18 protein-coding genes are annotated in these 23,631 nt (G+C 62.7%); 9 read left to right on the top strand and 9 right to left on the bottom strand.

Going from position 1 to position 23,631, the window contains the following annotated elements; translation table 11 throughout:
* Nucleotides 1-138: 138 nt before the first annotated feature.
* Genes ACU5AZ_RS10880 through ACU5AZ_RS10870 form a run of 3 tightly spaced genes read right to left on the bottom strand, consistent with a single transcriptional unit; the run spans nucleotide 139 to nucleotide 5,850 of the window.
* Entirely contained in the window at nucleotides 139-3,462 is a 3,324-nt protein-coding gene (locus ACU5AZ_RS10880) for an error-prone DNA polymerase (RefSeq protein WP_446822402.1), read from the bottom strand.
* Nucleotides 3,459-4,994, bottom strand: a complete 1,536-nt coding sequence (locus tag ACU5AZ_RS10875; protein ID WP_446825984.1) for a Y-family DNA polymerase — start codon at nucleotides 4,992-4,994, stop codon at nucleotides 3,459-3,461. The genes ACU5AZ_RS10880 and ACU5AZ_RS10875 overlap by 4 nt, the downstream gene beginning before the upstream one ends.
* The gene (locus ACU5AZ_RS10870; protein WP_446822401.1) at nucleotides 4,918-5,850 is read right to left on the bottom strand and encodes an ImuA family protein; all 933 of its coding nucleotides are present in this window, start codon (nucleotides 5,848-5,850) and stop codon (nucleotides 4,918-4,920) included. The genes ACU5AZ_RS10875 and ACU5AZ_RS10870 overlap by 77 nt, the downstream gene beginning before the upstream one ends.
* 208 nt (nucleotides 5,851-6,058) lie before the next feature.
* Here ACU5AZ_RS10870 and ACU5AZ_RS10865 point away from each other — a divergent pair, with 208 nt between their 5' ends.
* Nucleotides 6,059-6,493 carry a metallopeptidase family protein gene (locus tag ACU5AZ_RS10865; protein ID WP_446822400.1) on the top strand — a complete coding sequence of 145 codons (435 nt, stop codon included), beginning with the start codon at nucleotides 6,059-6,061 and terminating at the stop codon, nucleotides 6,491-6,493.
* A 14-nt stretch (nucleotides 6,494-6,507) separates the two neighbouring features.
* On the opposite strand, the gene ACU5AZ_RS10860 is transcribed toward ACU5AZ_RS10865, so the two are convergent.
* Nucleotides 6,508-6,714: a DUF1737 domain-containing protein gene (locus tag ACU5AZ_RS10860; protein ID WP_446822399.1), complete on the bottom strand. Its 207-nt coding sequence runs from the start codon at nucleotides 6,712-6,714 to the stop codon at nucleotides 6,508-6,510.
* Nucleotides 6,715-6,716: 2 nt separating this feature from the next.
* Entirely contained in the window at nucleotides 6,717-7,622 is a 906-nt protein-coding gene (locus tag ACU5AZ_RS10855; RefSeq protein ID WP_446822398.1) for an HpcH/HpaI aldolase/citrate lyase family protein, read from the bottom strand.
* Nucleotides 7,623-7,736: 114 nt separating this feature from the next.
* Here ACU5AZ_RS10855 and ACU5AZ_RS10850 point away from each other — a divergent pair, with 114 nt between their 5' ends.
* Together ACU5AZ_RS10850 and leuD are read left to right on the top strand one after the other, a co-directional pair.
* The gene (locus ACU5AZ_RS10850) at nucleotides 7,737-7,976 is read left to right on the top strand and encodes a hypothetical protein (RefSeq protein ID WP_446822397.1); all 240 of its coding nucleotides are present in this window, start codon (nucleotides 7,737-7,739) and stop codon (nucleotides 7,974-7,976) included.
* 117 nt (nucleotides 7,977-8,093) lie between these two features.
* Complete coding sequence (leuD, locus tag ACU5AZ_RS10845) at nucleotides 8,094-8,699, top strand: 3-isopropylmalate dehydratase small subunit (protein WP_446822396.1); 606 nt, start codon at nucleotides 8,094-8,096, stop codon at nucleotides 8,697-8,699.
* Between the two features lie 53 nt (nucleotides 8,700-8,752).
* Here the strand turns inward: leuD and ACU5AZ_RS10840 are convergent, their stop codons facing one another.
* Nucleotides 8,753-9,493, bottom strand: coding sequence for an HAD-IIB family hydrolase (locus ACU5AZ_RS10840; protein ID WP_446822395.1), 741 nt, complete (start codon nucleotides 9,491-9,493; stop codon nucleotides 8,753-8,755).
* Complete coding sequence (locus ACU5AZ_RS10835) at nucleotides 9,493-10,830, bottom strand: glycosyltransferase family 4 protein (protein ID WP_446822394.1); 1,338 nt, start codon at nucleotides 10,828-10,830, stop codon at nucleotides 9,493-9,495. The genes ACU5AZ_RS10840 and ACU5AZ_RS10835 overlap by 1 nt, the downstream gene beginning before the upstream one ends.
* 312 nt (nucleotides 10,831-11,142) lie before the next feature.
* On the opposite strand from ACU5AZ_RS10835, the gene leuB reads away from it, so the two are divergent.
* The 4 genes from leuB (at nucleotide 11,143) to ACU5AZ_RS10815 (ending at nucleotide 15,487) form a co-directional block, all read left to right on the top strand.
* On the top strand, nucleotides 11,143-12,255 hold the full coding sequence (gene leuB / locus ACU5AZ_RS10830) for a 3-isopropylmalate dehydrogenase (protein ID WP_446822393.1): 1,113 nt from the start codon (nucleotides 11,143-11,145) through the stop codon (nucleotides 12,253-12,255).
* A 129-nt stretch (nucleotides 12,256-12,384) separates the two neighbouring features.
* Nucleotides 12,385-13,161: a lipid A 1-phosphatase LpxE gene (gene lpxE, locus ACU5AZ_RS10825; protein ID WP_446822392.1), complete on the top strand. Its 777-nt coding sequence runs from the start codon at nucleotides 12,385-12,387 to the stop codon at nucleotides 13,159-13,161.
* Between the two features lie 271 nt (nucleotides 13,162-13,432).
* A complete protein-coding gene (locus ACU5AZ_RS10820; RefSeq protein ID WP_446822391.1) occupies nucleotides 13,433-14,467 on the top strand; it encodes an aspartate-semialdehyde dehydrogenase in 1,035 nt (344 codons plus the stop codon).
* A gap of 189 nt (nucleotides 14,468-14,656) precedes the next feature.
* The gene (locus tag ACU5AZ_RS10815) at nucleotides 14,657-15,487 is read left to right on the top strand and encodes a lytic murein transglycosylase (protein ID WP_446822390.1); all 831 of its coding nucleotides are present in this window, start codon (nucleotides 14,657-14,659) and stop codon (nucleotides 15,485-15,487) included.
* 54 nt (nucleotides 15,488-15,541) lie between these two features.
* On the opposite strand, the gene ACU5AZ_RS10810 is transcribed toward ACU5AZ_RS10815, so the two are convergent.
* Both ACU5AZ_RS10810 and pdxY read right to left on the bottom strand, forming a co-directional pair.
* Nucleotides 15,542-16,183, bottom strand: coding sequence for a carbonic anhydrase (locus ACU5AZ_RS10810; protein WP_446822389.1), 642 nt, complete (start codon nucleotides 16,181-16,183; stop codon nucleotides 15,542-15,544).
* A 38-nt stretch (nucleotides 16,184-16,221) separates the two neighbouring features.
* Complete coding sequence (gene pdxY / locus ACU5AZ_RS10805; RefSeq protein ID WP_446822388.1) at nucleotides 16,222-17,088, bottom strand: pyridoxal kinase PdxY; 867 nt, start codon at nucleotides 17,086-17,088, stop codon at nucleotides 16,222-16,224.
* Between the two features lie 245 nt (nucleotides 17,089-17,333).
* Between pdxY and ACU5AZ_RS10800 the strand changes: the two genes are divergently transcribed.
* Both ACU5AZ_RS10800 and ACU5AZ_RS10795 read left to right on the top strand, forming a co-directional pair.
* The gene (locus ACU5AZ_RS10800) at nucleotides 17,334-22,121 is read left to right on the top strand and encodes an NAD-glutamate dehydrogenase (RefSeq protein WP_446822387.1); all 4,788 of its coding nucleotides are present in this window, start codon (nucleotides 17,334-17,336) and stop codon (nucleotides 22,119-22,121) included.
* Between the two features lie 175 nt (nucleotides 22,122-22,296).
* Nucleotides 22,297-23,631 (top strand): MFS transporter, encoded by a 1,335-nt coding sequence (locus ACU5AZ_RS10795; protein ID WP_446825983.1) that lies wholly within the window; start codon nucleotides 22,297-22,299, stop codon nucleotides 23,629-23,631.

Raw genomic sequence — 23,631 nt, 5'->3', positions numbered from 1 at the left:
CGACCCGTCAAACATGACATTTACTATCTGGTTATCTGCTAAACATGGGCTCGTTTGTCAAGAATTTTCTCCCCGCACGCTCTCCTGAAATATCGCCAAGGCGATCAGCATCAAGGCTTTTCCGACGCTGTGCGCTCGTCAGTGGAAGTTGCGCCCCTTCGGCATCAGCCCTTCCAGCGCACGTTGATCCTCGCCTTTGTCCTTGCCCAGAAGACCTGCGTAAGATTGCCGCGGCGTGCCGAATTGCCGGGACATCTGCGGCTTTCGAACCTCGTCGGCGCGGGCCAGGCAGTCGATGCCGGCCCCCTTTTCCTCCAATAGCGAAAGCAGGGGGCTCAGGTTCTCGATGCGGTTTGCCACCACGTGGATCACGCCGTCCGCCTTCTGCAACCGGCCCGTCACCTTGACCAGCCTCGAGCCCATGACCACCGGCCGATAGGTCTCGAAGACCTTCGGCCAGACAATGGTGTTGGCGACACCGGTTTCGTCTTCCAGCGTCATGAAGATGACCCCCTTGGCGGAACCCGGCCGTTGCCGCACGAGAACAAGGCCGGCGACCGACACCATGCGGCCGTTCGCTATCGTCTCAAGGTCCCGGTTGATCGTGATACGATCGGCATTGAAGACGCTGCGCAAGAAGGAGACCGGGTGCGCCTTCAATGACAGCGACAGGTAACGGTAGTCGTTCAGAACCTCTTCGCCGGGCGGCATGGTCGGCAGCCGCATCTCCGCCTCCTTCTGCAGGTCGCCGCCGCCAGCGTTTTCGAACAGCGGCAAGCGTTCGGCGGCACTCTGCCCGTCAAGCGCGCGCACGGCCCAAAGCGCCTCCCGCCGGCCGAGGCCGATGGAGCGGAAGCAATCGGCATCGGCCAGCCGCTCGATCACTGACTTCGACAATCCGGAACGCAGCCAGAGATCGCGGACGGAATCGTAACCCGTGCCGCGATTGGCAGCGAGCGCCGTCATGTCATCCTGCGAAAGCCCCTTGATCTGCCGGAAACCAAGGCGCAGCGCCTTGCGCGTGCGGATCGTCCCGCGCATCTCGGCATGCCGCCGCTCGATCCTCACCGGATCGAAAACGCCGTCTTCAAGGATCGAATCCCAGCAGGACCAGTTAATGTCCACCGGGCGGATATCCACGCCATGCTCGCGCGCATCGCGCACCAGCTGGGCCGGGGCATAGAACCCCATCGGCTGCGAATTCAGCATGGCCGCGCAGAAGACATCCGGATAATGCGCCTTCATCCAGCACGAGGCGTAGACCAGGAGCGCGAAGGAGGCCGCGTGGCTTTCGGGAAAGCCGTATTCGCCGAAGCCTTCGATCTGCTGGAAGCAGCGCTCGGCAAACTCCGCCTCGTAGCCCTTGGCGACCATTCCGTCGATCATCTTCTGGCGGAAGGTGTGAATGGTTCCGACCCGGCGGAACGTCGCCATGGCGCGGCGCAGCTTGTCGGCCTCGCCCGGCGTGAAGCCGGCCGCGACGATCGCGATCTTCATCGCCTGTTCCTGGAAGAGCGGCACGCCGAGCGTGCGGCCGAGGACCTCGCGCAGCTCCTCCTTGGGATAGGTCACCTTCTCCTTCTCTTGCCGGCGCCGAAGGTAGGGGTGCACCATGTTGCCCTGGATGGGACCCGGGCGGACGATCGCCACCTCGATCACCAGATCGTAGAAACAGCGGGGCTTGAGCCGCGGCAGCATGCTCATCTGTGCGCGGCTCTCGATCTGGAAGACGCCGAGCGTATCGGCCCGGCAGATCATGTCGTAAACCTGCTCCTCCTTTTGCGGAATGGTCGCAAGCGTCAGTTTCCGGTCGTAATGGAGTGCCAGCATGTCGAAGGCCTTGGCCATGCAGGTCAGCATGCCGAGCGCCAGGATATCGATCTTCAGGATGCCGAGCGCATCGAGATCGTCCTTGTCCCACTCGACCATGGTCCGCCCCTTCATCGCCGTGTTCATCAGCGGCACGACCTCGTCCAGCCGTGAACGGGTAATGACGAAGCCGCCGACATGCTGGGAAAGATGCCGCGGGAAGCTCATGAGGGCCGTCGCATAGCCGAGAACCCGTTGCGTGACCTTGTCCGCCATCGACAGCCCTGCGGCCTTCGCTTCCCGTTCGGTGAAATCGGACGACGACCAGCCCCATATGCTGCCGGAAAGCGCGGACTGCACATCCTCCGACAGGCCGAAGACCTTGGCGACCTCACGGCCAGCCGAGCGCATGCGGTAGCAGATCACGGTGGCCGCCAGCCCGGCCCGGTCCCGGCCGTATTTCGCGTAGATATACTGGATGACCTCCTCACGACGGGCGTGCTCGAAATCGACGTCGATATCCGGCGGCTCGCCGCGTTCCGGCGAGATGAAACGCTCGAACAGGAGATCCGTCAGGGTCGGATCGACTTCGGTGATCTTCAGGCAGAAGCAGATCGTCGAATTGGCTGCCGAGCCGCGCCCCTGGCAAAGAATGCCCTGGGAGCGGGCATAACGAACGATATCCCAAACCGTCAGGAAATAGGGCTCGTAGCGAAGCTCGCCCACCAGAGCGAGCTCATGCTCGATCTGCCGGTGCACCCGCTCCGGAAGACCATCCGGATAGCGTTCCGCCGCACCCTCATAGGTGAGGCGCCGCAAGGTCTCGGCCGGCGTTTCGCCCGCCACCGACTCATCCGGATATTCGTATTTCAATTCCTCCAGCGAGAATTGCAGCTTGCCGAAGAATTCAAGGCTGTTGGCGACCGCCTCGGGATAGTGCCGGAAAATCCGCGTCATCTCCTGCGGCCGCTTCAGATGCCGCTCGGCATTGGGCGACAGCAGGTGGCCGGCGGCGGCAACCGTCACATGCTCGCGGATTGCCGTCACCACGTCGGCAAGCGGTCGACGCTCGGGCTGGTGATAACAGGCATCATTGGTGGCGAGCAGCTTTAATCCGGCGGACTGGGCCAACCGGGCAAGGCCGGCAAAAATCTCGCGATCACGACCGTCATAATGGGGGACCAGCGCCAGATAGGCATCCATGCCGACCCGCTTGCGAAGCCGCGACAGGAAAGCCGGCAGATCGGAAAAGCCCGCATCGCGGTCCGGCAGAACGGCGAGAAGCAGGTCGTCCGCCCATTCGAAGAGATCGCTTTCATAAAGCGTACAGTCCCCCTTCCTGGAGCGCAGATTGCCCTCCGTCAGAAGACGGCAGAGATGCCCCCAACCCCTGCGGTTCTTCGGATAGGCGAGAATGTCCGGGGTCCCGTCGGAAAACGCCAGCCGAGCCCCCGGCTGGAAGGGAATGTTCTCCTCCTTCGCCATCAGATGCGCTCGAACGACACCGGCCACCGTGTTCTTGTCGGCGAGACCGAAGCCGGAAAGCTTCATTCGCGCCGCCGTCACGGCCAGTTCTTCCGGATGAGACGCGCCCTCCAGAAAGGAGAAATTGCTCTTCAGGCCAAGTTCGGCAAAGCCCTGATCGGCATTCATGCGAAAACTCCGTGCAGGAACCAGCGCGGCACGCCGGCTTCCCGCTCGTAAAGCCCTTCCCTGAAGAGCCAGAAGCGGCGCCCGGCTTCATCCTCGATCCGGAAATAGTCGCGGGTCGGATGCGCCTCGCCATCGATCCACCATTCGGCCGCCAGCCGCTCCGGCCCCTCGGCCCGCAAGACACGATGGAGCGCCCGGCGCCAGCGGAAATGGACGGGCGGCCCCTCGGGCACGTCCGCCATCGCTTCCACCGGTTCGGGGTGGCGGAAAATGCGTAAGGGTCGCTCGGCCCTGAAGGGCGGCGGGCGAGGCTCACAAGCAGCGGAAAGACAATCGGCGGCCTCGCCTGCCGGCATCAGGACGGAGGCGCGCTCCGGCCAATGGCTTTCCCGCGTCATCGGCACCCTCAGGCAATCGGCGCCCAGCCGGGCGCTCACCCGGTCGACGAAGGCGGCAAACGACCGGTCCTCATCCTCCTCGCCGGTAAAATCCGGCTGCTGTTCACGGCAGGGTGCTGCCTGCAGCACGTTGAGCCGCAGCATCTCGAAGCCGTAGCCGGCATCATAGCTTTCATGCAGGGCCGTAAAACGTTCCTTGAAAAGCGCGCCGATGCGCGGCGCCTCGCGGATCGGCAGGGAAGCGCCGGCAAGGATGCGGAACACCTTGCCGTCGACCCGGAAGAGGAGCAGCTCGAACTGCAATCCGCCCTCTCCGCGCGCCTCGAAGCCGGATTTCAGGGAGCCCGCCAGCTGTCCGGCGAGATGGAGAAGATCGTCCTCCTCGCTAACCGGTTCAGAAAGCCGCCGCTCGGCCGACAGGATGGCGACCGGACGGCGCGGCGACACCGATTCCCCCACCGATCCCAATGCCTGGTCGAGCCTGAGGAGCGGTTCGGGACCGAACCGCCGGGCAAGCGGCGCGCGCGGTGCACCGAGAATGTCGCCAACCCGCTTGAGCCCCGACTTCGAAAGCGCCAGAAGCACCTCCGCCGACAGGCGCAGGCAGGCCAGTGGCATCGGGGCAAGGATCCGGGCCTCGTCTCCCAGAAACGAAACGGCCGGCCCGCCGAAACGTGAACAGGCCCAGGCGAGACCCGGCGAAGGCGCGATCGCGCCGCGCACGTCGAGCCCCATGTGGAAAAGCCGTGTGAGAATATCCTCAAGCAGCGCCTGCTCGCCGCCGAAGAGATGGGCGCAGCCGGTGATGTCGAGGAAGAGACCGTCCGGCTGGTCCAGCGCCACCAGCGGCGTATACCGGTCGCACCAGTCGGCAATGGCCTCCAGGAAGCGCAGGTCGGCGGCCTCGTCGGCGGCAATGACATCAAGGTCGGGCGACATGGCGCGCGCCTCCGCCATGCCCTGGCCTCGCTTGAAGCCGATCCCTTCCGCCACCTCGTCGAGCGCCGTCACCCGCATGGCGTTGTTGAGCTTGGCGACGCAGACAAGCGGCGGATGATCAGGACGCCCGGTCGAACGCCAGGAGAGCCCCCAGCGCCTGCGGGCGATGCGATCCGTCGGCAGATGCGGAAACACCAGCGCCAGAATGCGCTGGTCCCGCCGGGACGGAAACGGCGGCTGCATGAGAGGCAGGGCGGAAAAACTGACGGTCATCGGGGTTCCACTCCAGTTCGAACTCGGCAAGGATCGCGTGATGGCTCTTTTCGACGGCAAGACGAAAGGCGGGATGGCCAAGGCTCGCCTCCAGCCGGCTTCCGTCGGAAAGCCCGCGCAGGCCGGACGGCGCCGGGCGGACATTGAGGCGCAGGAGCGCGCTGCTCGCCTCCTCCTCTCCGCCCTGCCGGACGAGAAGCAATGGGACGCACGCCTCCCGCGCCCGCAAATGCAGGCGGCGGCTTTCCGTCAGACCGAAATGCCTGGGATTGCCGCAGACCTCCAGGACGACGGTGGAAAACGAGCCGCTGGCGAGCGCCGTTTCCGTCAGCCAGAGGGTTTCCTCCAGTTGGCGCGACGCCGCATAAAGCAGGCTCTCCGGCCGCAGGCCGAAATCCTTGAGCCCGGCGGCATAGGGCAGGCCCGCCTCTCGTCCGGCCATGGCATCGGCAATCCAGATCAGACGCCCATGGCCGCCCTTCGCCTCCAGCCTCGCCTGCATCAGCGCGCAGACGGCAAGCGCGAAGCCACTGGCGGCCCCCGCCCCGGACAACCGCTCGGAACGCAACTCAACGAGCCCCGAGGACGGCAGGCCGCCCTGGAGTTGCTCATCGACCTCGGTGATGCCCAGAGGCACGACCGGATCCGGCGTCTCCTGGCGCTTCTGCCAGGCGGCATCGCTGCGCGCGGCGGCAACCACGGCGCCACGCCCTTCGATGCGATCGATCTCTGCCTGCAGGGCAGCAACAGTCTGCCGCGCCACGGCCAGCTCTGCCATGACGTTCACTCCTTGGAAATTTCGACGTTTACAGAACCGGCCCGGAGCGTTGCGCACTCTACGGTCCAAATGTTCCTGTTATGTTCTTATGGATTCCAGAGCGCTCGAAAAGAGTCAACCAAAATCTCAGGATTTTGGCCTGCTGCCGGACAGGGTCTCGAAATGATCTGCAGGAAACGCTATATGAGCGCCATGACAAGGAGCATACATGGCCCGCATTGACTTGAGTGAAAACTGGCGGGACAGCCACGCGCCGACGATCAGCGTCTTCGAGTCGCTGGCCATAGAGGCCTATGGCAACCTTCCCGAGGAGTTTCGCCAGCTGACCGGCAACCTCGTGATCGAAGTGACCGATTTCCCGACGGACGAGGTTTTCGAGGACATGGCGCTGGAAACACCGTTCGATCTGCTCGGCCTGTTCGAAGGCCGTGGCATTTCCGAGCGCTTCTCGCTCGAAACCGGTGAGCTGCCGAACCACATAACGCTCTACCGCCGCCCCATTCTCGACTACTGGGCCGAGAATGACGAGACGCTGGGCGACATCGTCACCCATGTGCTGATCCACGAGATCGGCCACCATTTCGGCCTGAGCGACGACGACATGCAGCGCATCGAGGAAACCGCCGATACGATCAGCCGCTGAAGCTTACCGCGCAGCTATTGCTCGGAAAGCTTCATGTCGGGCTGGTAGTCCTTGCCGTGAACATCCTTCACGACCGCCTGCCCGCACTGCATGACGCCGGCCTCTGCATTGAACGCATAGGTCGGGGAACCGGCGAGCGACCAGCCCTGGTTCAGGGCCGCCGTCACCTTGTGGCAGAAGGAAGCATCGTCCGGACCGGTCAGAAAGCGGTAGAGTTTCATCGTCAGGCCTTTTTGCGTTCGGCAATCATGCACGCCTTATGGACGAGGACTTCGGCTTCGGCAAGATGCAGCCGCTCGACCATGCGCCCGTCCATGTTGATGACGCCCATGCCCGCCGCTTCCGGCGCGGCGAACGCGGCAATGATCGCCTCGGCTTCCCGAAGCGCCAGGTCGCTGGGTCCGAACGCCGCATTGGCCGGGCCGATCTGGGCCGGATGAATGAGCATCTTGCCATCAAACCCCATGGCCCGGCCCTGCGCGCATTCGGCGGCAAAGGCGCCGAGATCCTTGAAATCGTTGGAAACGCTGTCGACAACGTCGAGGCCATAGGCCCGCGCCGCCAGCACCGTCTGCATCAGCCAGGGAACGAGATAGGAGCGGGAGGGCTCCGGCGGGACGCCGGTCGACTTGCGCAAGTCGTTGAGCCCGACGACGAGACAATCGAGCCGTGACGCCTGCGTACGGCCGGACGCCGCGAGCGCCGTCAGGTTCAGGATCGCCTTCGGGGTCTCGATCATCGCCCAGATGCGCAGGCTCTCCGGCGCATCGGCCTCGGCCAGGCGGTCGAGCACGGCGAAAATATCCTCCGGCTCCTCGACCTTCGGGATGAGGACGGCATCGGGCCGGCAGGCAAGAACGCAATCCATGTCAGCGGTATGAAACGCGGTCCCCGGCTCGTTGACGCGGATGATCGTTTCCATTGCGCCGGCCGGCCTGTCGGTCAGCGCGTCCGAGAGATTTTGCCGCGCCTCGACCTTCATCTCCGGGGCGACGGAATCCTCGAGGTCGAAGATCACGGCATCGCAGCCGAGCGAGGCGACCTTGGCGATCGCCCGCCGGTTGGCCGCGGGCACGCAAAGCACCGAGCGGCGGATACGGACGGGGTGAATGGGCGCTGAAGGCATCATGACAAAGTCATGCCAAGCTTTGCCCGACGGCGCAAGCTCCGACAAATGGCCGCATCCCTCTTGAAAGCGCCGCAATGAAATCTCACATTGCTCATCATGAAAGGATTTTTCCCGATGCAGAACATTCGCGCCATCCTCCTCACCGTTGCCGGAGCCGCCCTTGTCGGCCTGACGTTCGTTTTCGCGGCGTCGCTGACGGTTGCCTTCACCGGCATTCTCGCCCTCGTGATGATCGGCCGCGCCATCTCCCTTCGCCTGAAGCCGGCCCACGTTCACGCCCGCACCGCCAAAGGTCGCGAGGAAGAACGGATGCGCATCTGGAACGACGGTCGCGGCACCATCATCGACCTTTGAGCGAAGAGAAGTTTTTTCTTCATTTTTGCCCGATTTTGCTCTATTGCCGGGGCAACTGAAATTCCGGACGGCCATAGGGCGCCGTCCGGTTCATGTATGAGAAGGCAGGAAGGGCTTATGGACAAGTTCGTCAAACTCACCGGCGTCGCCGCACCCTACCCGGTCGTCAATATCGACACCGACATGATCATTCCGAAGGATTACCTGAAGACGATCAAGCGCACCGGCCTCGGCACGGGTCTTTTCGCGGAAGCCCGTTACCTTGACGACGGCTCGCTCAACCCCGATTTCGTGCTGAACAAGCCGGCCTACCAGAAAGCCCAGATTCTCGTCGCCGGCGACAATTTCGGCTGCGGCTCCTCGCGCGAGCATGCCCCGTGGGCGCTTCTCGACTTCGGCATCCGCTGCGTCATCTCAACGAGCTTCGCCGACATCTTCTACAACAACTGCTTCAAGAACGGCATCCTGCCGATCAAGGTGACTCCGGAAGAGCTGGAAAAGCTCCTCGACGACGCAAGCCGCGGCGCCAACGCCGTGCTGACGGTCGATCTGGAGAGCCAGGAAATCACCGGCCCGGACGGTGGCAAGATCTCCTTCGAGATCGATGAATTCAAGCGCCACTGCCTGCTGAACGGCCTCGACGATATCGGCCTGACGCTGGAAAAGGTCTCGTCGATCGACACGTTCGAAAAGAAGAACGCCGAAGTTCATCCCTGGGCCTGAAGCCCGGCGGATGTCAGGAACGGACCGGCCCCCGGAAACGGCGGGCCGGTTTTTTATTGGCCGACGCCCCAGTGTTTCAGTCCCTCGATCACGCCGTCGGCCATATGCGCCTTCGCGCGGTAATAGCGGTTGTCTTTCGACGTGAGGGCCACCAGTTCCGGCAGCGCATTGCCGACGACCACGCCGCGCACCTCCGACAGGCGGAACATGCCGGCATCATTGCCGCTGTCGCCGGCGACGACGACCTGGCCGAGGCTGATGCCGAGGCTGTCGCATAGCCAGGTCAGCGCCTCGCCCTTGTCGGCCCGGTCTGGCAGGACATCGAGATCCCGCCCGCTCGAATAGACGAGCCGTGCTGCATAGCCGGCTTCCTGCAGCCGCTGCTCGATGTCGCGGATCTCCGCCTCGTCCGCGTCGCGCAGATACCAGCTGGACTTGTGGCCGTGCTGGTAGCGTTCCGGCTGCCGTTCGATGCCGGGAATGCTCCGCATCACCTCGTCGATCGCCATCACGTCGAAATCCTCACCAAGCATCGATAGAAAACCGGCGCGGTCGACGTCCGGATGGTCGCCGGAGAGCATGGTGCCGACGCCGCCGATATAGATATCCGGAGGCGGCAGGCCTTCCTCCGCCACGACGTCCTCCATGTCGTCGATGAGCCGGCCGCTGTTATAGACCAGCAACGGCCGCGACTCCGGATCAAGGGATTGCCAGAAATCGCGAAACCGCAGGACTGCCAGCGTGTTGCCGAGCAGCGTGCCGTCGAGGTCGGAGGAAAACAGCCGTATCGTCATCAGTCGTCATCGTGCCAGGGTTCGGCCCATTCCTTGTCATGCGCCATGGCCTGGCGCATGGGACGTCCCTCGACCAGCGCGATCAGCTGCTGGGCGATGCCGGTCCAGGTAAACAGGCTGCGGGATTTGTGCGCCCCCATGCGCGAAAGCCGGCCATAGAGCCGCGCATGCTTGAAGGGTTTCATCATGGTGATTCCCAGATCCTCCTTGTCGAAAGGATCGGCAAACAGGCCATGGCGGCCGTAGCTGATCGCCCGGAAGAGCCCGCCATGCACCGTCACCACGGTCGGCGTGCCGCTGGCCATCGCTTCGATCGCGGTCATGCCGAAAGGCTCGTATCGGCTTGAAAGCACGAACATATCGGCCGCGCGATAGTAATCCGGTAGATCTTCGTCGGCGATGAATCCGGCAAACGTTACCCGGCTATCGAGACCAAGCGTGCTGACCTGCGCCTTCAGCTTGTCGAGAATCGAGCGTTCGTGTTCGTCCATGTTCTCGCCGCCGACGGCGAGATGCAGATGCGCGTCCGGGACGCGGTCGGCCAGCACGGAGAAGCCGTCGATCAGCAGGTCGTAGCCCTTGTTGGTCGCCAGCCGGCCGAGCGCCAGCACGGTCTTGCCCTCGAAACCGACCTTCTTGCGCAGCATCTGCCGCGTTGCTTCCGACACCGGGAAGAAACGGTTGTCGTCATAGCCGGGCGGAATCATGTGCACCGCCTCACGGCTGAGACTGTAGTCGTTGATCAGCATGTCGAGCTGCACGGGCGTCGTCGCCACCACCATATCGCAGCTGCGATAGATGATCAGCTCATGGCGAATGCGTTCGGAAAAGTTGAATTCCGTCTCGAACTGGTCTGCCTTGTCCGGATAATCGGTCTCCATCTGGCGCTTCTTCCACATGCCGAGCGAGTGCGGCGTGTGGATGTGCGGAATGGAGAAGGATTCGGAAAGCCGCTGGCCGGCCACGCCCGCATCCCAGTAATGGCTGTTGATGAAGAAGTACTGCAGATTGTTCTGCTTGATGTAGCGGATCGCCTTCTCGCACCACTCCATCAGGTGGCGGTGCAGGTATTCCTTGGGAATGAATTCGCGGCCGCCGCAGGGAATGCGCACGACGCGGACGTTCTTGTCGACCTCGTCGATTTCCGGCTGGTCCTCAAACCGCCGGGTGAAGATGTCGACGGCAAAGCCGAGCTGCGCCAGCTTCTTGGCAAGTTCGATCACGTAAACGACCTGCCCGCCCGTGTCTGCCGCGCCGAGCGGCGGATCGGCGGCGACGTAACCATGTGTTGAAATGAGTAGAATGCGGCTTAGGTAATCTGAATTTTCTGATGTCATGATGATTAAGGCTAGATGCTCCTCTGTTCATCATCAAGGGATAATGGCTATTTTTTAGCCTGGCGCATTTCTGTGACAATTTTAGGCAGAGCACACAGAGCGCGCCAAGACAGCAACGCGCAACCCGCATCGAGGTTCCCGCATTGCCGCGAATAAATTCAGCCGCGCGGGGACCAGCCGGTAATGACCCCTCCGGGATTGCCCCCGAAACGTACCGCGCCGTACGGCGAAGGCCGCTATCCGGCTTGAAAAGCCCCCTGACGCCGTTTATGAACCGCCAACTCCTCATTTTCAGTCAAGAAGGGTGCCCTCATGACCGTCCGCAATCTGTTTCTCCTGCCCGGCGACGGGATCGGTCCGGAAGCCATGGCCGAAGTCCGCAAGGTCATCGCCTATATGAACAGCGAGATGAACGCCGGCTTCGAAACCGACGAAGGCCTGGTCGGCGGTTGCGCCTACGACGCCCATGGCGCGGCGATCTCCGAAGGCGATATGCAGAAGGCGCTTGCCGCTGACGCCGTCCTGTTCGGCGCGGTCGGCGGACCCAAGTGGGACAGCGTGCCCTACGAGGTTCGTCCCGAAGCCGGCCTCCTGCGCCTGCGCAAGGATCTGGAGCTCTTCGCAAACCTGCGCCCAGCCATCTGCTATCCGGCGCTGGCTAATGCCTCCTCCCTGAAGCCGGAACTGGTCGAAGGCCTCGACATCCTGATCGTCCGCGAACTGACGGGCGGCGTCTATTTCGGCGAGCCGAAGACGATCACCGATCTCGGCAACGGCCAGAAGCGCGCCGTCGACACCCAGGTCTACGACACCTATGAAATCGAGCGCATCGCCTCGGTCGCCTTCGAACTGGCGCGCACCCGCAAGAATGCGGTGTGCTCGATGGAAAAGCGCAACGTCATGAAGTCCGGCGTGCTGTGGAACCAGGTGGTCACCGAAACCCACAAGGCGAAGTATTCCGACGTGAAGCTGGACCACATGCTGGCGGATGCCGGCGGCATGCAGCTCGTTCGGGCTCCGAAACAATTCGACGTCATCGTGACGGACAACCTGTTCGGCGACATGCTCTCAGACGTCGCCGCCATGCTGACCGGTTCGCTCGGCATGCTGCCGTCGGCCTCGCTCGGCGCACCGGATGCCAAGACCGGCAAGCGCAAGGCGCTCTACGAACCCGTGCACGGCTCCGCACCGGATATCGCCGGCAAGGGCATTGCCAACCCGATCGCCATGATCGCCTCGTTCGCAATGTGCCTGCGCTATTCGTTCAACATGGTCACCGAAGCCGACAATCTCGAAAAGGCGATCGCCAACGTCCTCGACAGCGGCATTCGCACCGGCGACATCATGGGCGAAGGTTGCCGCCAGGTCGGCACCACGGACATGGGCGACGCCATTCTGGCGGAATTCAAGACACTTTCCGCCTGATCCCTTGTTTTCCATGCGCGCGCTTCCCTATCTGTTGGGGGAGCGCGCCGCGGGAAACAAAAGTTTCACGTGAATCATTGCTACGCGGCCTTGACAGAACTTGATAAAAACAGGTGAGGCGAGAAATCCTTGCAGGCATCTTTCCGTGAATGGCAGAACTGGCTTGAAGGGCGCAAGCGCCGCAATTGCACGCTGTTTCCCAATCTCTATTGGCGCCAGACTCTTGCCGTCACCGCCGGTCTCGTCTTCATCGCCGCACTGACGCTGGATATCCCCCTGGGCATGTCGGCGCGGGAACTTCCCGCCTTCACCCGGGCGCTTGGCAGCGACATCACCGATGTCGGCAAATCCGGCTGGATCCTCTTCCTCAGCGCATTCATACTCATTGCCGGAACGGCGGCGTGGTGGAGAAACCGCACGCGCCAGGGCATCCGCGCCCTGATGCACGCCAATCTCGCCGCCTACCTCTTTCTCTCGGTCGCGCTCTCCGGCCTTTCGGCCAACATCATCAAGCGCATCATCGGCCGGGCTCGCCCGATCTATTTCGACGATCTGGGCCCGTTTCACTTCTCTGCCTTCAGCGGCAGCCGTTTCGAGAGCTTCCCCTCGGGCCATGCGACAACCATCGGCGCACTCTTCATGGCCTTCGCGCTGCTCGCCCCGCGCTACCGCATCGCCTTTTTCCTGATTGCGGTCTTCTTCGGCATGACCCGCGTCATCGTCGGCGCTCATTATCCGAGCGACGTGATCGCCGGCCTCGCTTATGGCGGCTGGTTCTCCTTCATGATGGCCGCCGTCTTCTCCCGCTACGGCTTGGTGTTCCTGATCGACCGACACGGCATACCGGCACCCCGACTGCCGCTCTTCAGCGGCATCCGCGCCTGGAAGGCCAAACGGACCACTTGACTCCTGCAAAAATGCTCGTATTACCTCGGCTTGAAAGGGAACCGTCCTATGCAAGACCGCTTTGACATTGCCGGCCAAGACGCGCTTCAGGCGCATGTCGCCGCATGTTCCCTTTTCGTGACCAAAACCAAGGCCAAAACGAAAACGACGAAAACCGTCTGACGTCCTTCGGCCTGCCGCTCTCTCCCCGGTAAGCCGGGGACGGAACGCCGCAACATGCGGTCGTTCACCTCCAAACCGACCGAGGAGAGGCAGAAAAGAGAGCAGGAAAATGGGTTTCAAAATTGCAGTCGCCGGCGCAACCGGCAATGTTGGACGTGAAATGCTGACGATCCTTGCCGAGCGCGGTTTCCCCGCCGACGAGGTTGTAGCGCTGGCTTCCAGCCGCTCCATCGGCACCGAAGTGTCCTTCGGCGACAAGACGCTCACGGTCAAAAACCTTGAAACCTATGACTTCTCCGACACCGACATCTGCCTCATGTCGGCCGGCGGCGACGTATCGAAGAAGTGGTCCCCGAAGATCGGCGAACAGGGCTGCGTCGTCATCGACAACTCCTCGGCCTGGCGTTACGATTCCGAGGTTCCGTTGATCGTTCCGGAAGTAAACCCGGACGCCATTGTCGGCTTCAAGAAGAAGAACATCATCGCCAACCCGAATTGCTCGACCGCCCAGCTCGTCGTCGCCCTGAAGCCGCTGCACGATGCGGCCAAGATCAAGCGCGTCGTCGTCTCGACCTACCAGTCCGTCTCGGGCGCCGGCAAGGAAGGCATGGACGAACTCTTCAACCAGACCCGCGCCGTCTTCGTCGCCGACCCGATCGAGAACAAGAAGTTCACCAAGCGCATCGCCTTCAACGTCATCCCGCACATCGACGTGTTCATGGAAGACGGCTACACGAAGGAAGAATGGAAGGTGCTTGCCGAGACCAAGAAGATGCTCGACCCGAAGATCAAGGTCACCTGCACGGCCGTGCGCGTACCGGTCTTCATCGGCCATTCGGAATCGGTCAACATCGAGTTCGAAAACGAGATCACCGCCGATCAGGCTCGTGACATCCTGCGCGAAGCGCCGGGTTGCCTCGTGATCGACAAGCATGAAAACGGCGGCTACATCACGCCTTACGAATCCGCCGGCGAAGATGCGACCTACATCTCCCGCATCCGCGAGGATGCAACTGTCGAGAACGGCCTCAACATCTGGGTCGTCTCCGACAACCTGCGCAAGGGCGCGGCACTGAATGCCATCCAGATTGCCGAGCTGCTCGTCAATCGCGGCCTGATCAGCGCCAAGAAGAAGGCCGCCTGATCCTTCGGCGAAGAAAAACGCGTTCCAAAGGCGGCCCCGGAGGCCGCCTTTTCTTTTACGTGTCAATATATCGCAACACAGGCCGGAGAATGCGCCTTTTTTTTACGCTCTCGGAGTAGGGCAGTGGTGACAGAAACCCGGTAAACTGGCATGTTTCCGCCGAATTTCCGAATCCCCCAGGAGAATTTCATGCGAGCAGTAAAAACGATACTTGCGAGCGCCGCACTGGCAGCCGCAACACTTCTGACCACCGTTTCCGGCGCATCGGCGGCAGCAAAATGCGGCAATACCTCGGCCGGATTCGACAACTGGGTTCAGGATTTCAAGCAGCAGGCGCAATCCCGCGGCATCAGCGCATCCACGCTCAACAAGGCCTTTTCGGGCGTCAAGTACAATGTCCCGACGATCCGTGCCGACCGCGGCCAGCACAGCTTCAAGCTCTCCTTCGACCAGTTCATGCGCAAGCGCGGCGGTGCGTCGATCATCTCCCGCGGCAAGCAGGTCAAGCGCGCCAACGCCTCGCTGTTTGCGGCCATCGAAAGCCGCTACGGCGTGCCGGCCGGTCCGCTGATCGCCATCTGGGGCATGGAAACCGGCTTCGGCGGCTTCCAGGGCAACCAGCACACCCTGTCCGCCGTCACGACGCTCGCTTTCGACTGCCGCCGCTCGGCCTTCTTCACCGACCAGCTTTATGCAGCACTGGAACTCGTGCAGAAGGGCTACCTCAGCCCGTCGGCACGCGGCGCCGCCCATGGTGAAATCGGCCAGACGCAGTTCCTGCCGCGCAACGTCATCCGCTACGGTGTCAGCGGCGACGGCAACCGCAGCGTCGACCTGATCGGTTCGCGCGCCGACGCTCTTGCCTCGACGGCCAACTTCCTCGTCGGCCACGGCTGGCGTCGCGGCGCCGGCTATCAGCCCGGCCAGGCCAATTTCGGCGCGATCCAGGGCTGGAACGCCGCCGGCGTCTACCAGCAGGCGATCGCCTATATCGGCCAGCAGATAGACAGCGCCCAGTAAGGGCCGCCGCCATTACAATTGAAACGAGATGATGACCGGCCCCTTGCGGGCCGGTTATGCGTTGGGACGGATGAAATCACCGGTATCGGCGTCCATCACCCAAAGCTCGCCGGTCGAAATGTCGAACCAGGCGCCGTGCAGCTGGATCTTCCCCTTGTCTTCCAGGATCTTGACACAGGGAAAGGTTCGGAGATTCGCAAGCGAGTTGCGGATCGACACCCGCTCAAGCGCGGTCTGCCGTTCGGACGTCGTCATCAGCGTATTGCCGATGATCTGCGCCGCGGTCGGCCTCAGCATTCCCATCCACTTGCCAATGAAGTCACCGGGAGAAAGCGGTTCGCCATCCGGGTTGAGCGCGGCATTGATGCCGCCGCAACGCCCGTGTCCCATCACCAGGATGTCCTTGACCCTCAGCGACTGCACGGCGAATTCCAGCGCCGCGGAGGTGGAATGGTAATTGCCGTCCGGCTCGTAGGGCGGAACCATGTTGGCGACATTCCGGATCACGAACAGTTCGCCTGGCCCGCAATTGAAGATGGTTTCCGGCGCGGCGCGGGAGTCACAACAGGCAATGACCAGCGTCTGAGGCTTTTGGCCCTGTTCGGCCAGGGCTTTGTACCGATCGCGCTCGTCATGATAACGGCCGCCCATGAAGTCGTTGTAGCCATCGAGCAGCCTCTTGGGAAAACGCAGCATGATTTTTGATCCCTGTTCTTGGTCTGTTTGGAATGGTTCTAGCGGCTTTTGGCCGGATGATGAAGCCGGCGCATCTGCACCATCGCCATCGGTGTGGAGAGGCTAGCGATATCCGTCTCCAGCATCAGCTCGTCACTGCCGCGCTTGACGGCGCGAGCGGCCACTTCGAAAACACTGGACGTCGCCATCTGCAGCGCCCGCTCCTCGTCCTCGCCCTTGACGAGGCGCGACAGCATGAGAGCGGCGAGCAGATCACCCAGCCCGTTCGGAGATCCTTCGATGGCCCGGTGCTCGGCCATCAGGGCGTGCCGGCCCGACAGGAAGAGATTGCCGGTGCTGCCCTTCATCATGGCAACCGCGGAGGTCGCCAGCACCTGCGCCGGCCCGAGCGACAGCGCGGCATCGATGACGGCGGCATTGGTTTCCAGCCAAGCGCCGGCCATCCAGCCAAGTTCGAACCGGTTGGGCGTGGCGAGCGAGGCAAGGGGGATCAACTGGTCTCGGACGGCTGCCGCGGTCGCTTCTGGGATGTAAAGGCCACCGAAATCGCCCATCACCGGATCGCAGACATAAAAGAGGTCAGGTCGCCGGGCCCGAAGCGCACGGATCAGGCGGGCGGCGGAGTGAACCTGCTGCTCATTGGCAAAATAGCCCGTCAGGACCGCCTTGATTTCCCCTGCCCGTGGCGAATTCGCCAGATCATCCAGCGCCCGCTCGAAATCGTCCGGTGCGAACGAGAGCCGCGTGGCCGGTCCATGGCCCGGATGCCAGGGCAGCACGACGGTGGGCATGGCCCATACGGGATGGCCGAGCGCCTCCAGAGCAAAGGCCGCAGCCCGGTTTCCAACGGAGCCGCGAACCACATGGCTGGATATGACGAGTACGGCCGGAGAGACGTCTGACATCGGGGGCACCACAAACACGTTAAGGCTCATCAACCCATTAGGCGGCCGATGTCAACACCTTCGTCAGCCTTACGATTATTTGCATAAGTCAAATCGATTCAATCATGGCGGAGGAGAAAAGGCGCTCGACTTTGAGGGAAAATCGACGTTATGACTGGGAAAATGCAGATTCCAGAACGCGACTGAAGCGAATTCAGCCCAAAATTTGCGGATTTTATCCGAAATCGTCACGGGAGGACGTCTAAATGGCTTCGCGGAACAGCTCCAGACACGAACGGCTTATCGAACAGGCCCGCGCCCTCGCCAAGGAAAGCGGTGCGCCGCACATCGACCCCGCCTACCTGTTCGGCCGAGCCAGCAACGACGACCTGGAGCATTACTCCGCTGACATGCTCGCCCGCTCCGCCGTGCACGCCGCCGGCGAAATCTTCAGCTGGGACGGGGAAAACACCCGGATAACGATCTCTCAGGTCGAAGGGGTGGAGCCCGGCGGACAGGCGGCGAGCGTTCTGTGCATCACCGACCGCAACATGCCGTTCCTCTACGATTCAGTGATGACCGAGGTCTCGCAGAACCACCGTGATCTCTTTCTCGCGGTTCACCCGATCCTCGAGGTATCGGCCGACGGAAGCGTCGTCCTCTCCCAGCCCGGCCAGAAGTCGCAATCGGAAACCCGCGTCAGCCATATCCAGCTGCACCTGCCGCTGCTCGCCCGGGAACAGGCCGAACAGCTGGTCACCCGACTCTATCACGTCCTCTCGCAGGTCCATCTGGCAGTCCGCGACTGGCGCCCGATGCTTTCCAAGCTCGACACCGCCATGGAGGAGCTTGCCGCCTACAATGCCAGCCGGAAGAAATCCGATCGCGACGAAGCGCTGGCCTTCCTCACCTGGCTGCGTGACGAGAACTTCACCTTCCTCGGCATGCGCGACTACGTCTATTCCGGCAGCGGTGCGAGCGCGAAGGTGGAGCGCGATCAGGGACAAGGCCTCGGTCTTCTCTCCGATCCCGACGTCCTTGTCCTGCGCCAGGGACCGGAGGCCGTAACCACGACCCCGGAAATCCTCGAATTCCTCGACGGACCGGACTTCCTGATCGTCACCAAGGCAAATGTGAAATCGGTCGTCCACCGGCGCGCATACATGGATTATGTCGGCGTCAAGCGCTTCGACAAGGACGGTAACGTCATCGGCGAGTTACGCATCGTCGGTCTCTTCACCTCCACCGCCTACACCCAGGCGACCTCGGAAATTCCTCTTCTGCGCTCCAAGGTGCAGAAGGTCGTCGATCATTTCGGCTTCGACCCGCAGAGCCATTCCGGCAAGATGCTGATGAACACGCTGGAAACCTATCCGCGCGACGATCTGTTCCAGATCGACGCGCCCTTGCTCGCCCGCTTCTGCGAGCAGATCAACGACCTGAGCGAACGGCCGCGCGTGCGGGTCCTGCCACGCATCGACCATTTCGATCGCTTCGTCTCGCTTCTCGTCTATGTGCCGAGGGACGAATACAATTCGGCCGTCCGCGAGAAGATCGGCAATTACTTCAAGACCGTCTACGACGGCCGCGTTTCCGCTTACTACCCGGCCTTCCCGGAGGGCGGCGTTGCGCGCGTGCACTTCATCATCGGCCGCTCGACCGGCAAGACGCCGCGGGTGCCGCAGGCGAAGCTGGAAGAGGCCGTCAGGGAGATCGCCAGCCGCTGGGATGTCCGCTTCGCCCAGCTCGCCGGCTCCAAGGCGCCGCGCATCGAAACCAACCAGGCCTTTCAGGAAGCCTTCACGCCGGAAGAGGCGGTTGCCGACCTTCCGCATGTGATCGCCTGCCGCAACGGCGCCGAAATCAGCATCGACTTCTACAAGAGCGCCAGTGATCACGGCGACATCCTGTCGCTGAAGATCTTCCATGCCAACTCCCATCTCGCGCTCTCGCGCCGCGTCCCCTTGCTCGAGCATCTGGGCTTCAACGTCATCAGCGAGCGCACGTTCGAACTCCACGTCTCGACCGGCGACGACAGCAACCAGGTGATCGTCCTCCACGACATGGAACTGGAACCGCAGGACGGCCGGAATGTCGACCTGGAGCGCCGGGGGACAGCGCTGAAGGAAGCCTTCATCGCCGCCTTCGCCGGCACGGTCGATGACGACATCTTCAACCGGCTGATCCTCGGCGCCGGACTTCAGGCACGCGAAGCAAATGTCCTGCGCGCCTATGCCCGCTATCTGCGCCAGACCGGGATCACCTATTCGCAGGGCTATCTCGCCGAAACCCTCAACAAATACCCCGATATCGCAGCCGACCTGTTCACCCTCTTCAAGGAGCGGATGGACCCGGCTGCCTCGGACAAGACGCGCGCACGGCGAACGGAAGCCCTGACCGAGAAGATCGAGGAAAGCCTCTCTTCCGTACCGAACCTCGACGAAGACCGCATCCTGCGGCGCTTCATGAATGCGATCATGGCGACGCTGCGCACCAACTACTTCCAGACCGACGCCGACGGAAAGCCAAAGCCCGTACTGGCCTTCAAGCTCGATCCGGCAATATTGGAAGGGCTTCCCAATCCCCGCCCGTTCCGCGAAATCTTCGTCTACGGCGTGGAGGTTGAAGGCGTCCATCTGCGCTTTGGCAAGGTGGCTCGCGGCGGCCTGCGCTGGTCAGATCGCGCGCAGGACTATCGCACGGAAGTGCTCGGCCTCGTCAAGGCACAGCAGGTCAAGAATGCCGTGATCGTCCCCGTCGGCGCCAAGGGCGGCTTCTATCCGAAGCAGCTGCCGGCAGGCGGCAGCCGCGACGAGGTCTTCAACGCCGGCCGCGAAGCCTACAAGACCTTCATCCGCACGATGCTGTCGATCACCGATAACATCGACGGCAATGATGTCGTCGGTCCGGCCGACACGATCCGCCTCGACGGCGACGATCCCTATTTCGTCGTCGCCGCCGACAAGGGAACCGCCACCTTCTCCGACACCGCCAATGCGCTGGCACAGGAAGCCGGCTTCTGGCTGGATGACGCCTTCGCCTCCGGCGGCTCCGCCGGCTACGACCACAAGAAGATGGGCATTACCGCCCGCGGCGCCTGGGAAGCCGTGAAGCGCCATTTCCGCGAAATGGGAACGGATATCCAGACGACGCCGTTTACCGTCGTCGGCGTCGGCGACATGTCGGGCGACGTGTTCGGCAACGGCATGCTTCTGTCGCCGAAGATCCGCCTGCTCGGCGCCTTCGACCATCGCGACATCTTCATCGATCCGGACCCCAATCCGGCGACCTCGCTTGCCGAGCGCAAGCGCCTGTTCAATCTCGGCCGCTCCAGCTGGCAGGACTACAACAAGGACCTGCTTTCCAAGGGCGGAATGATCATTTCCCGCGCCGAGAAATCGGTGAAGCTGACTGCGGAAGCCGCAGCCGCGATCGACCTCAACAAGACCGTCGCGACGCCGTTCGAAATCATGACGGCAATCCTGAAAGCGCCGGCCGATCTCCTCTGGTTCGGCGGCATCGGCACCTATATCAAGGCGCCGGAAGAAACCGACGCCGAAGTCGGCGACCGCGCCAACGATCCGATCCGCATCAATGGCGGCGACGTCCGCGCCCGGGTGATCGGCGAAGGCGCCAATCTCGGCGTCACGCAGAAGGGCCGCATCGTCTACGGGCTGAAGGGCGGCCGCTGCAACTCCGACGCCATCGACAACTCGGCCGGCGTGAACTCCTCCGACGTCGAGGTCAACATCAAGATCGCGCTCGCAAGCGCCATGCGAGACGAACGGCTGACGCGCGAAAAGCGCAATACACTGCTCGCCTCCATGACGCCGGAAGTCGCCGAGCTGGTGCTCAGCAACAACTACCTGCAAACGCTCGCCATTTCGCTGACCGCCGACAAGGGTGCCGCGAACGGCCAGGAACTCGGCCGCCTGATGAATGTGCTGGAAGCCGACGGCCATCTCGACCGCCATGTCGAAACCCTGCCGGACGATGCCGCAATGACCGAGCGCTACGCCAGCGGCAAGACGCTGACGCGCTCGGAAATCGGCGTGCTGCTGTCCTATGCCAAGATCGTCCTCTTCGACGAGCTGGTGGCGAGCGACCTGCCGGACGATCCCTATTTCGCCGATCTTCTTGCCGGCTATTTTCCGCAGAAGATGCAGCGCACCTACGCCCAGGACATCGCCGGGCACCGTCTGCGCCGGGAAATCATCTCCACCCTGCTTGGCAACGAGACGATCAACTGGGGCGGACCGGGCTTCATCGTGCAGATCGGTGATGCCACGGGCGCCACGTCCGCCGATATCGTCAAGGCCGCGGCGGTCGTGCGCGACGGCTTCGACCTGACCCGGCTCTGGGAGGAAACCCACAAGCTCGACGGCGCCATTGACGGCAGCCAGCAAAACGCGATCTACGCGGAAATCTGCGCCGTGCACGCCATGGCGACGCAGATCCTCGCCAAGACCGGCGTGTCGGCGAACAGCATGGCCGAGCACGTCGACGCCATCAAGGCTGCAATGAAGAAGCTCAAGTCGGTGATTCCGACGCTGATTTCCGAGGAGATCGCCACGGGAATCGGGGAGCGTGAAGCGCGCATGATCGATGCCGGTGTTCCGGAAGAACTGGCGAAGGAAATTGCCGCCCTGCGCGGCCTTCTCGTCATCCCCGACATCATCGAGATCGCCACGGATTCGGCGCAAAGCCTGCAGCGGGCGGCCATCGCCTTCTTCGAGGCCGGCAAGGCACTTCATGTCGACCAGTTGATCGTCTCCGGCAACAGGGTGGTCACCGCCGACCATTATGACACCCTCGCGCTGGTGCGCTGCCTCGATCAGATCGCATCGGCGCGCCGCCGCATCGCCGTGGCCGCCATGACCGGCAACCCGAACCACAAATCACCGGTCAGCGCCTGGATTTCCGCCGACAAGGGGGCAATCGAGCGCATGGCTGCGGAACTGCGCATTCTGGGAGACAAGGCCGATCCGACGCTCGCCAAGGTGGCCGTCGCCGCGGGCATCCTGAACGACCTTGCGCAAACCGCCTCCAGGTGAGACTGTCTGACACGCCGTCCGCAGGGAGCGCCGCCAAAGCGGACTTCCGGCAGGCGGCTGAACGTCACCCGGCCGCCAGCCCCGGCGGTCGCTCGTCCGGAGACATGCCTTGAATTCAGCATCCGATGCACTGGCTCACGCTGCGCCGGCCACGCGCAGAGGCGTATTGGGCTGGATGTTCTTCGATTGGGCCGCCCAGCCGTTCTTCACGGTGGTCACCACCTTCATATTCGGCCCCTATTTCGTCTCCCGCCTGACGACCGATCCCGTGTCGGCGCAGACGGTATGGAGCAACATGGGCACGATCGCCTCGATCGTCATTGCCATCCTCTCGCCCATCCTCGGCTCGATTGCCGACCGCAGCGGAGCGCGGAAGCCATGGATCGCCTTCTTCGCGACGATCAAGATCGCCAGCCTGTTCATGCTCTGGTTTGCCGCCCCGGGCTCGCCGCTGATCTATCCGGTCATCTTCATGATCCTGGCGTCGATTTCCGCGGAATTCTCCATCGTCTTCAACGACTCTATGATGCCGCGGCTGGTCTCCACCGAAAATGTCGGCAGGATATCCAACATCGCCTGGGGGCTCGGCTATCTCGGCGGCATGATCGTCCTGATTTTCCTGGTGCTTTTCCTCGCCGGAAGCCCCGAGACGGGGCTGACCATCCTCGGCGCCAAGCCGCTCTTCGGCCTCGACGCGGCAGCCGGCGAAGACGCCCGCGTCACCGGTCCGATTTCGGCTGTCTGGTATTTCATCTTCATCATGCCGATGTTCTTCTTCACCCCCGATGCGAAGAAGGGCGAAGCGCTCGGCGCCGCGGTCCGCCATGGCCTGTCCGATCTGAAATCGACCCTCAAGGAGTTGCGGGGCCGGCCCGCCATCCTGCGTTTTCTGGTCGCGCGGATGATCTACCAGGACGGCGTCAACGGCCTTCTCTTCCTCGGCGGGGCCTTTGCCGCGGGCATGTTCGGCTGGGCAACCATGGAAATCGGCATCTACGGCATCATCCTCAATGTCGTCGCGATCGGCGGCTGCTGGGCGGCAAGCGCCATCGACCGGATCTTCGGCTCAAAGGTGACCGTACTTTCCAGCCTTGTCTGCCTGACGGTCGCCACCGCCGGCATCATATCCACCGGACCGGGCTACACCCTGTTCGGCCTCGTTCATCTGTCGATGATGGACAATGGCGGCATCTTCGCGACGGCGGCGGAGAAGGCCTATATTCTCTACGGCGTGCTGATCGGCCTGGCCTTCGGCCCGGTGCAGGCGTCATCGCGCTCCTATCTCGCCCGCAGCATCTCGCTCGATGAGGCCGGCCGCTATTTCGGCATCTACGCGCTCTCCGGCCGCGCCACGAGCTTCATGGCGACCGCAAGCTTCTCGCTGGTCGCCTACCTGACGGGTTCGGCCCATCTTGGCATGGCGATGCTGCTCGTCTTCCTGTGCGGCGGGCTTGCAATCCTGATCGGAACGCCATATCCGGCCGGTTCGCCCGGCCGGACTGCGGTATGA

The organism is Rhizobium sp. PAMB 3182 (assembly GCF_052908355.1).
Note: the sequence above shows the minus strand (reverse complement) of the source record. Positions and strands in the feature narration are given on the sequence as shown.

What these genes read in the sequence shown, in the direction of transcription:
- ACU5AZ_RS10880 (WP_446822402.1), bottom strand. Translation starts at nt 3,462, where the DNA reads ATGAATGCCGATCAGGGCTTTGCCGAACTTGGCCTGAAGAGCAATTTC.
- ACU5AZ_RS10870 (WP_446822401.1), bottom strand. Translation starts at nt 5,850, where the DNA reads ATGGCAGAGCTGGCCGTGGCGCGGCAGACTGTTGCTGCCCTGCAGGCA.
- ACU5AZ_RS10865 (WP_446822400.1), top strand. Translation starts at nt 6,059, where the DNA reads ATGGCCCGCATTGACTTGAGTGAAAACTGGCGGGACAGCCACGCGCCG.
- ACU5AZ_RS10860 (WP_446822399.1), bottom strand. Translation starts at nt 6,714, where the DNA reads ATGAAACTCTACCGCTTTCTGACCGGTCCGGACGATGCTTCCTTCTGC.
- ACU5AZ_RS10855 (WP_446822398.1), bottom strand. Translation starts at nt 7,622, where the DNA reads ATGATGCCTTCAGCGCCCATTCACCCCGTCCGTATCCGCCGCTCGGTG.
- ACU5AZ_RS10850 (WP_446822397.1), top strand. Translation starts at nt 7,737, where the DNA reads ATGCAGAACATTCGCGCCATCCTCCTCACCGTTGCCGGAGCCGCCCTT.
- leuD (WP_446822396.1), top strand. Translation starts at nt 8,094, where the DNA reads ATGGACAAGTTCGTCAAACTCACCGGCGTCGCCGCACCCTACCCGGTC.
- ACU5AZ_RS10840 (WP_446822395.1), bottom strand. Translation starts at nt 9,493, where the DNA reads ATGACGATACGGCTGTTTTCCTCCGACCTCGACGGCACGCTGCTCGGC.
- ACU5AZ_RS10835 (WP_446822394.1), bottom strand. Translation starts at nt 10,830, where the DNA reads ATGACATCAGAAAATTCAGATTACCTAAGCCGCATTCTACTCATTTCA.
- leuB (WP_446822393.1), top strand. Translation starts at nt 11,143, where the DNA reads ATGACCGTCCGCAATCTGTTTCTCCTGCCCGGCGACGGGATCGGTCCG.
- ACU5AZ_RS10820 (WP_446822391.1), top strand. Translation starts at nt 13,433, where the DNA reads ATGGGTTTCAAAATTGCAGTCGCCGGCGCAACCGGCAATGTTGGACGT.
- ACU5AZ_RS10815 (WP_446822390.1), top strand. Translation starts at nt 14,657, where the DNA reads ATGCGAGCAGTAAAAACGATACTTGCGAGCGCCGCACTGGCAGCCGCA.
- ACU5AZ_RS10810 (WP_446822389.1), bottom strand. Translation starts at nt 16,183, where the DNA reads ATGCTGCGTTTTCCCAAGAGGCTGCTCGATGGCTACAACGACTTCATG.
- pdxY (WP_446822388.1), bottom strand. Translation starts at nt 17,088, where the DNA reads ATGTCAGACGTCTCTCCGGCCGTACTCGTCATATCCAGCCATGTGGTT.
- ACU5AZ_RS10800 (WP_446822387.1), top strand. Translation starts at nt 17,334, where the DNA reads ATGGCTTCGCGGAACAGCTCCAGACACGAACGGCTTATCGAACAGGCC.
- ACU5AZ_RS10795 (WP_446825983.1), top strand. Translation starts at nt 22,297, where the DNA reads ATGTTCTTCGATTGGGCCGCCCAGCCGTTCTTCACGGTGGTCACCACC.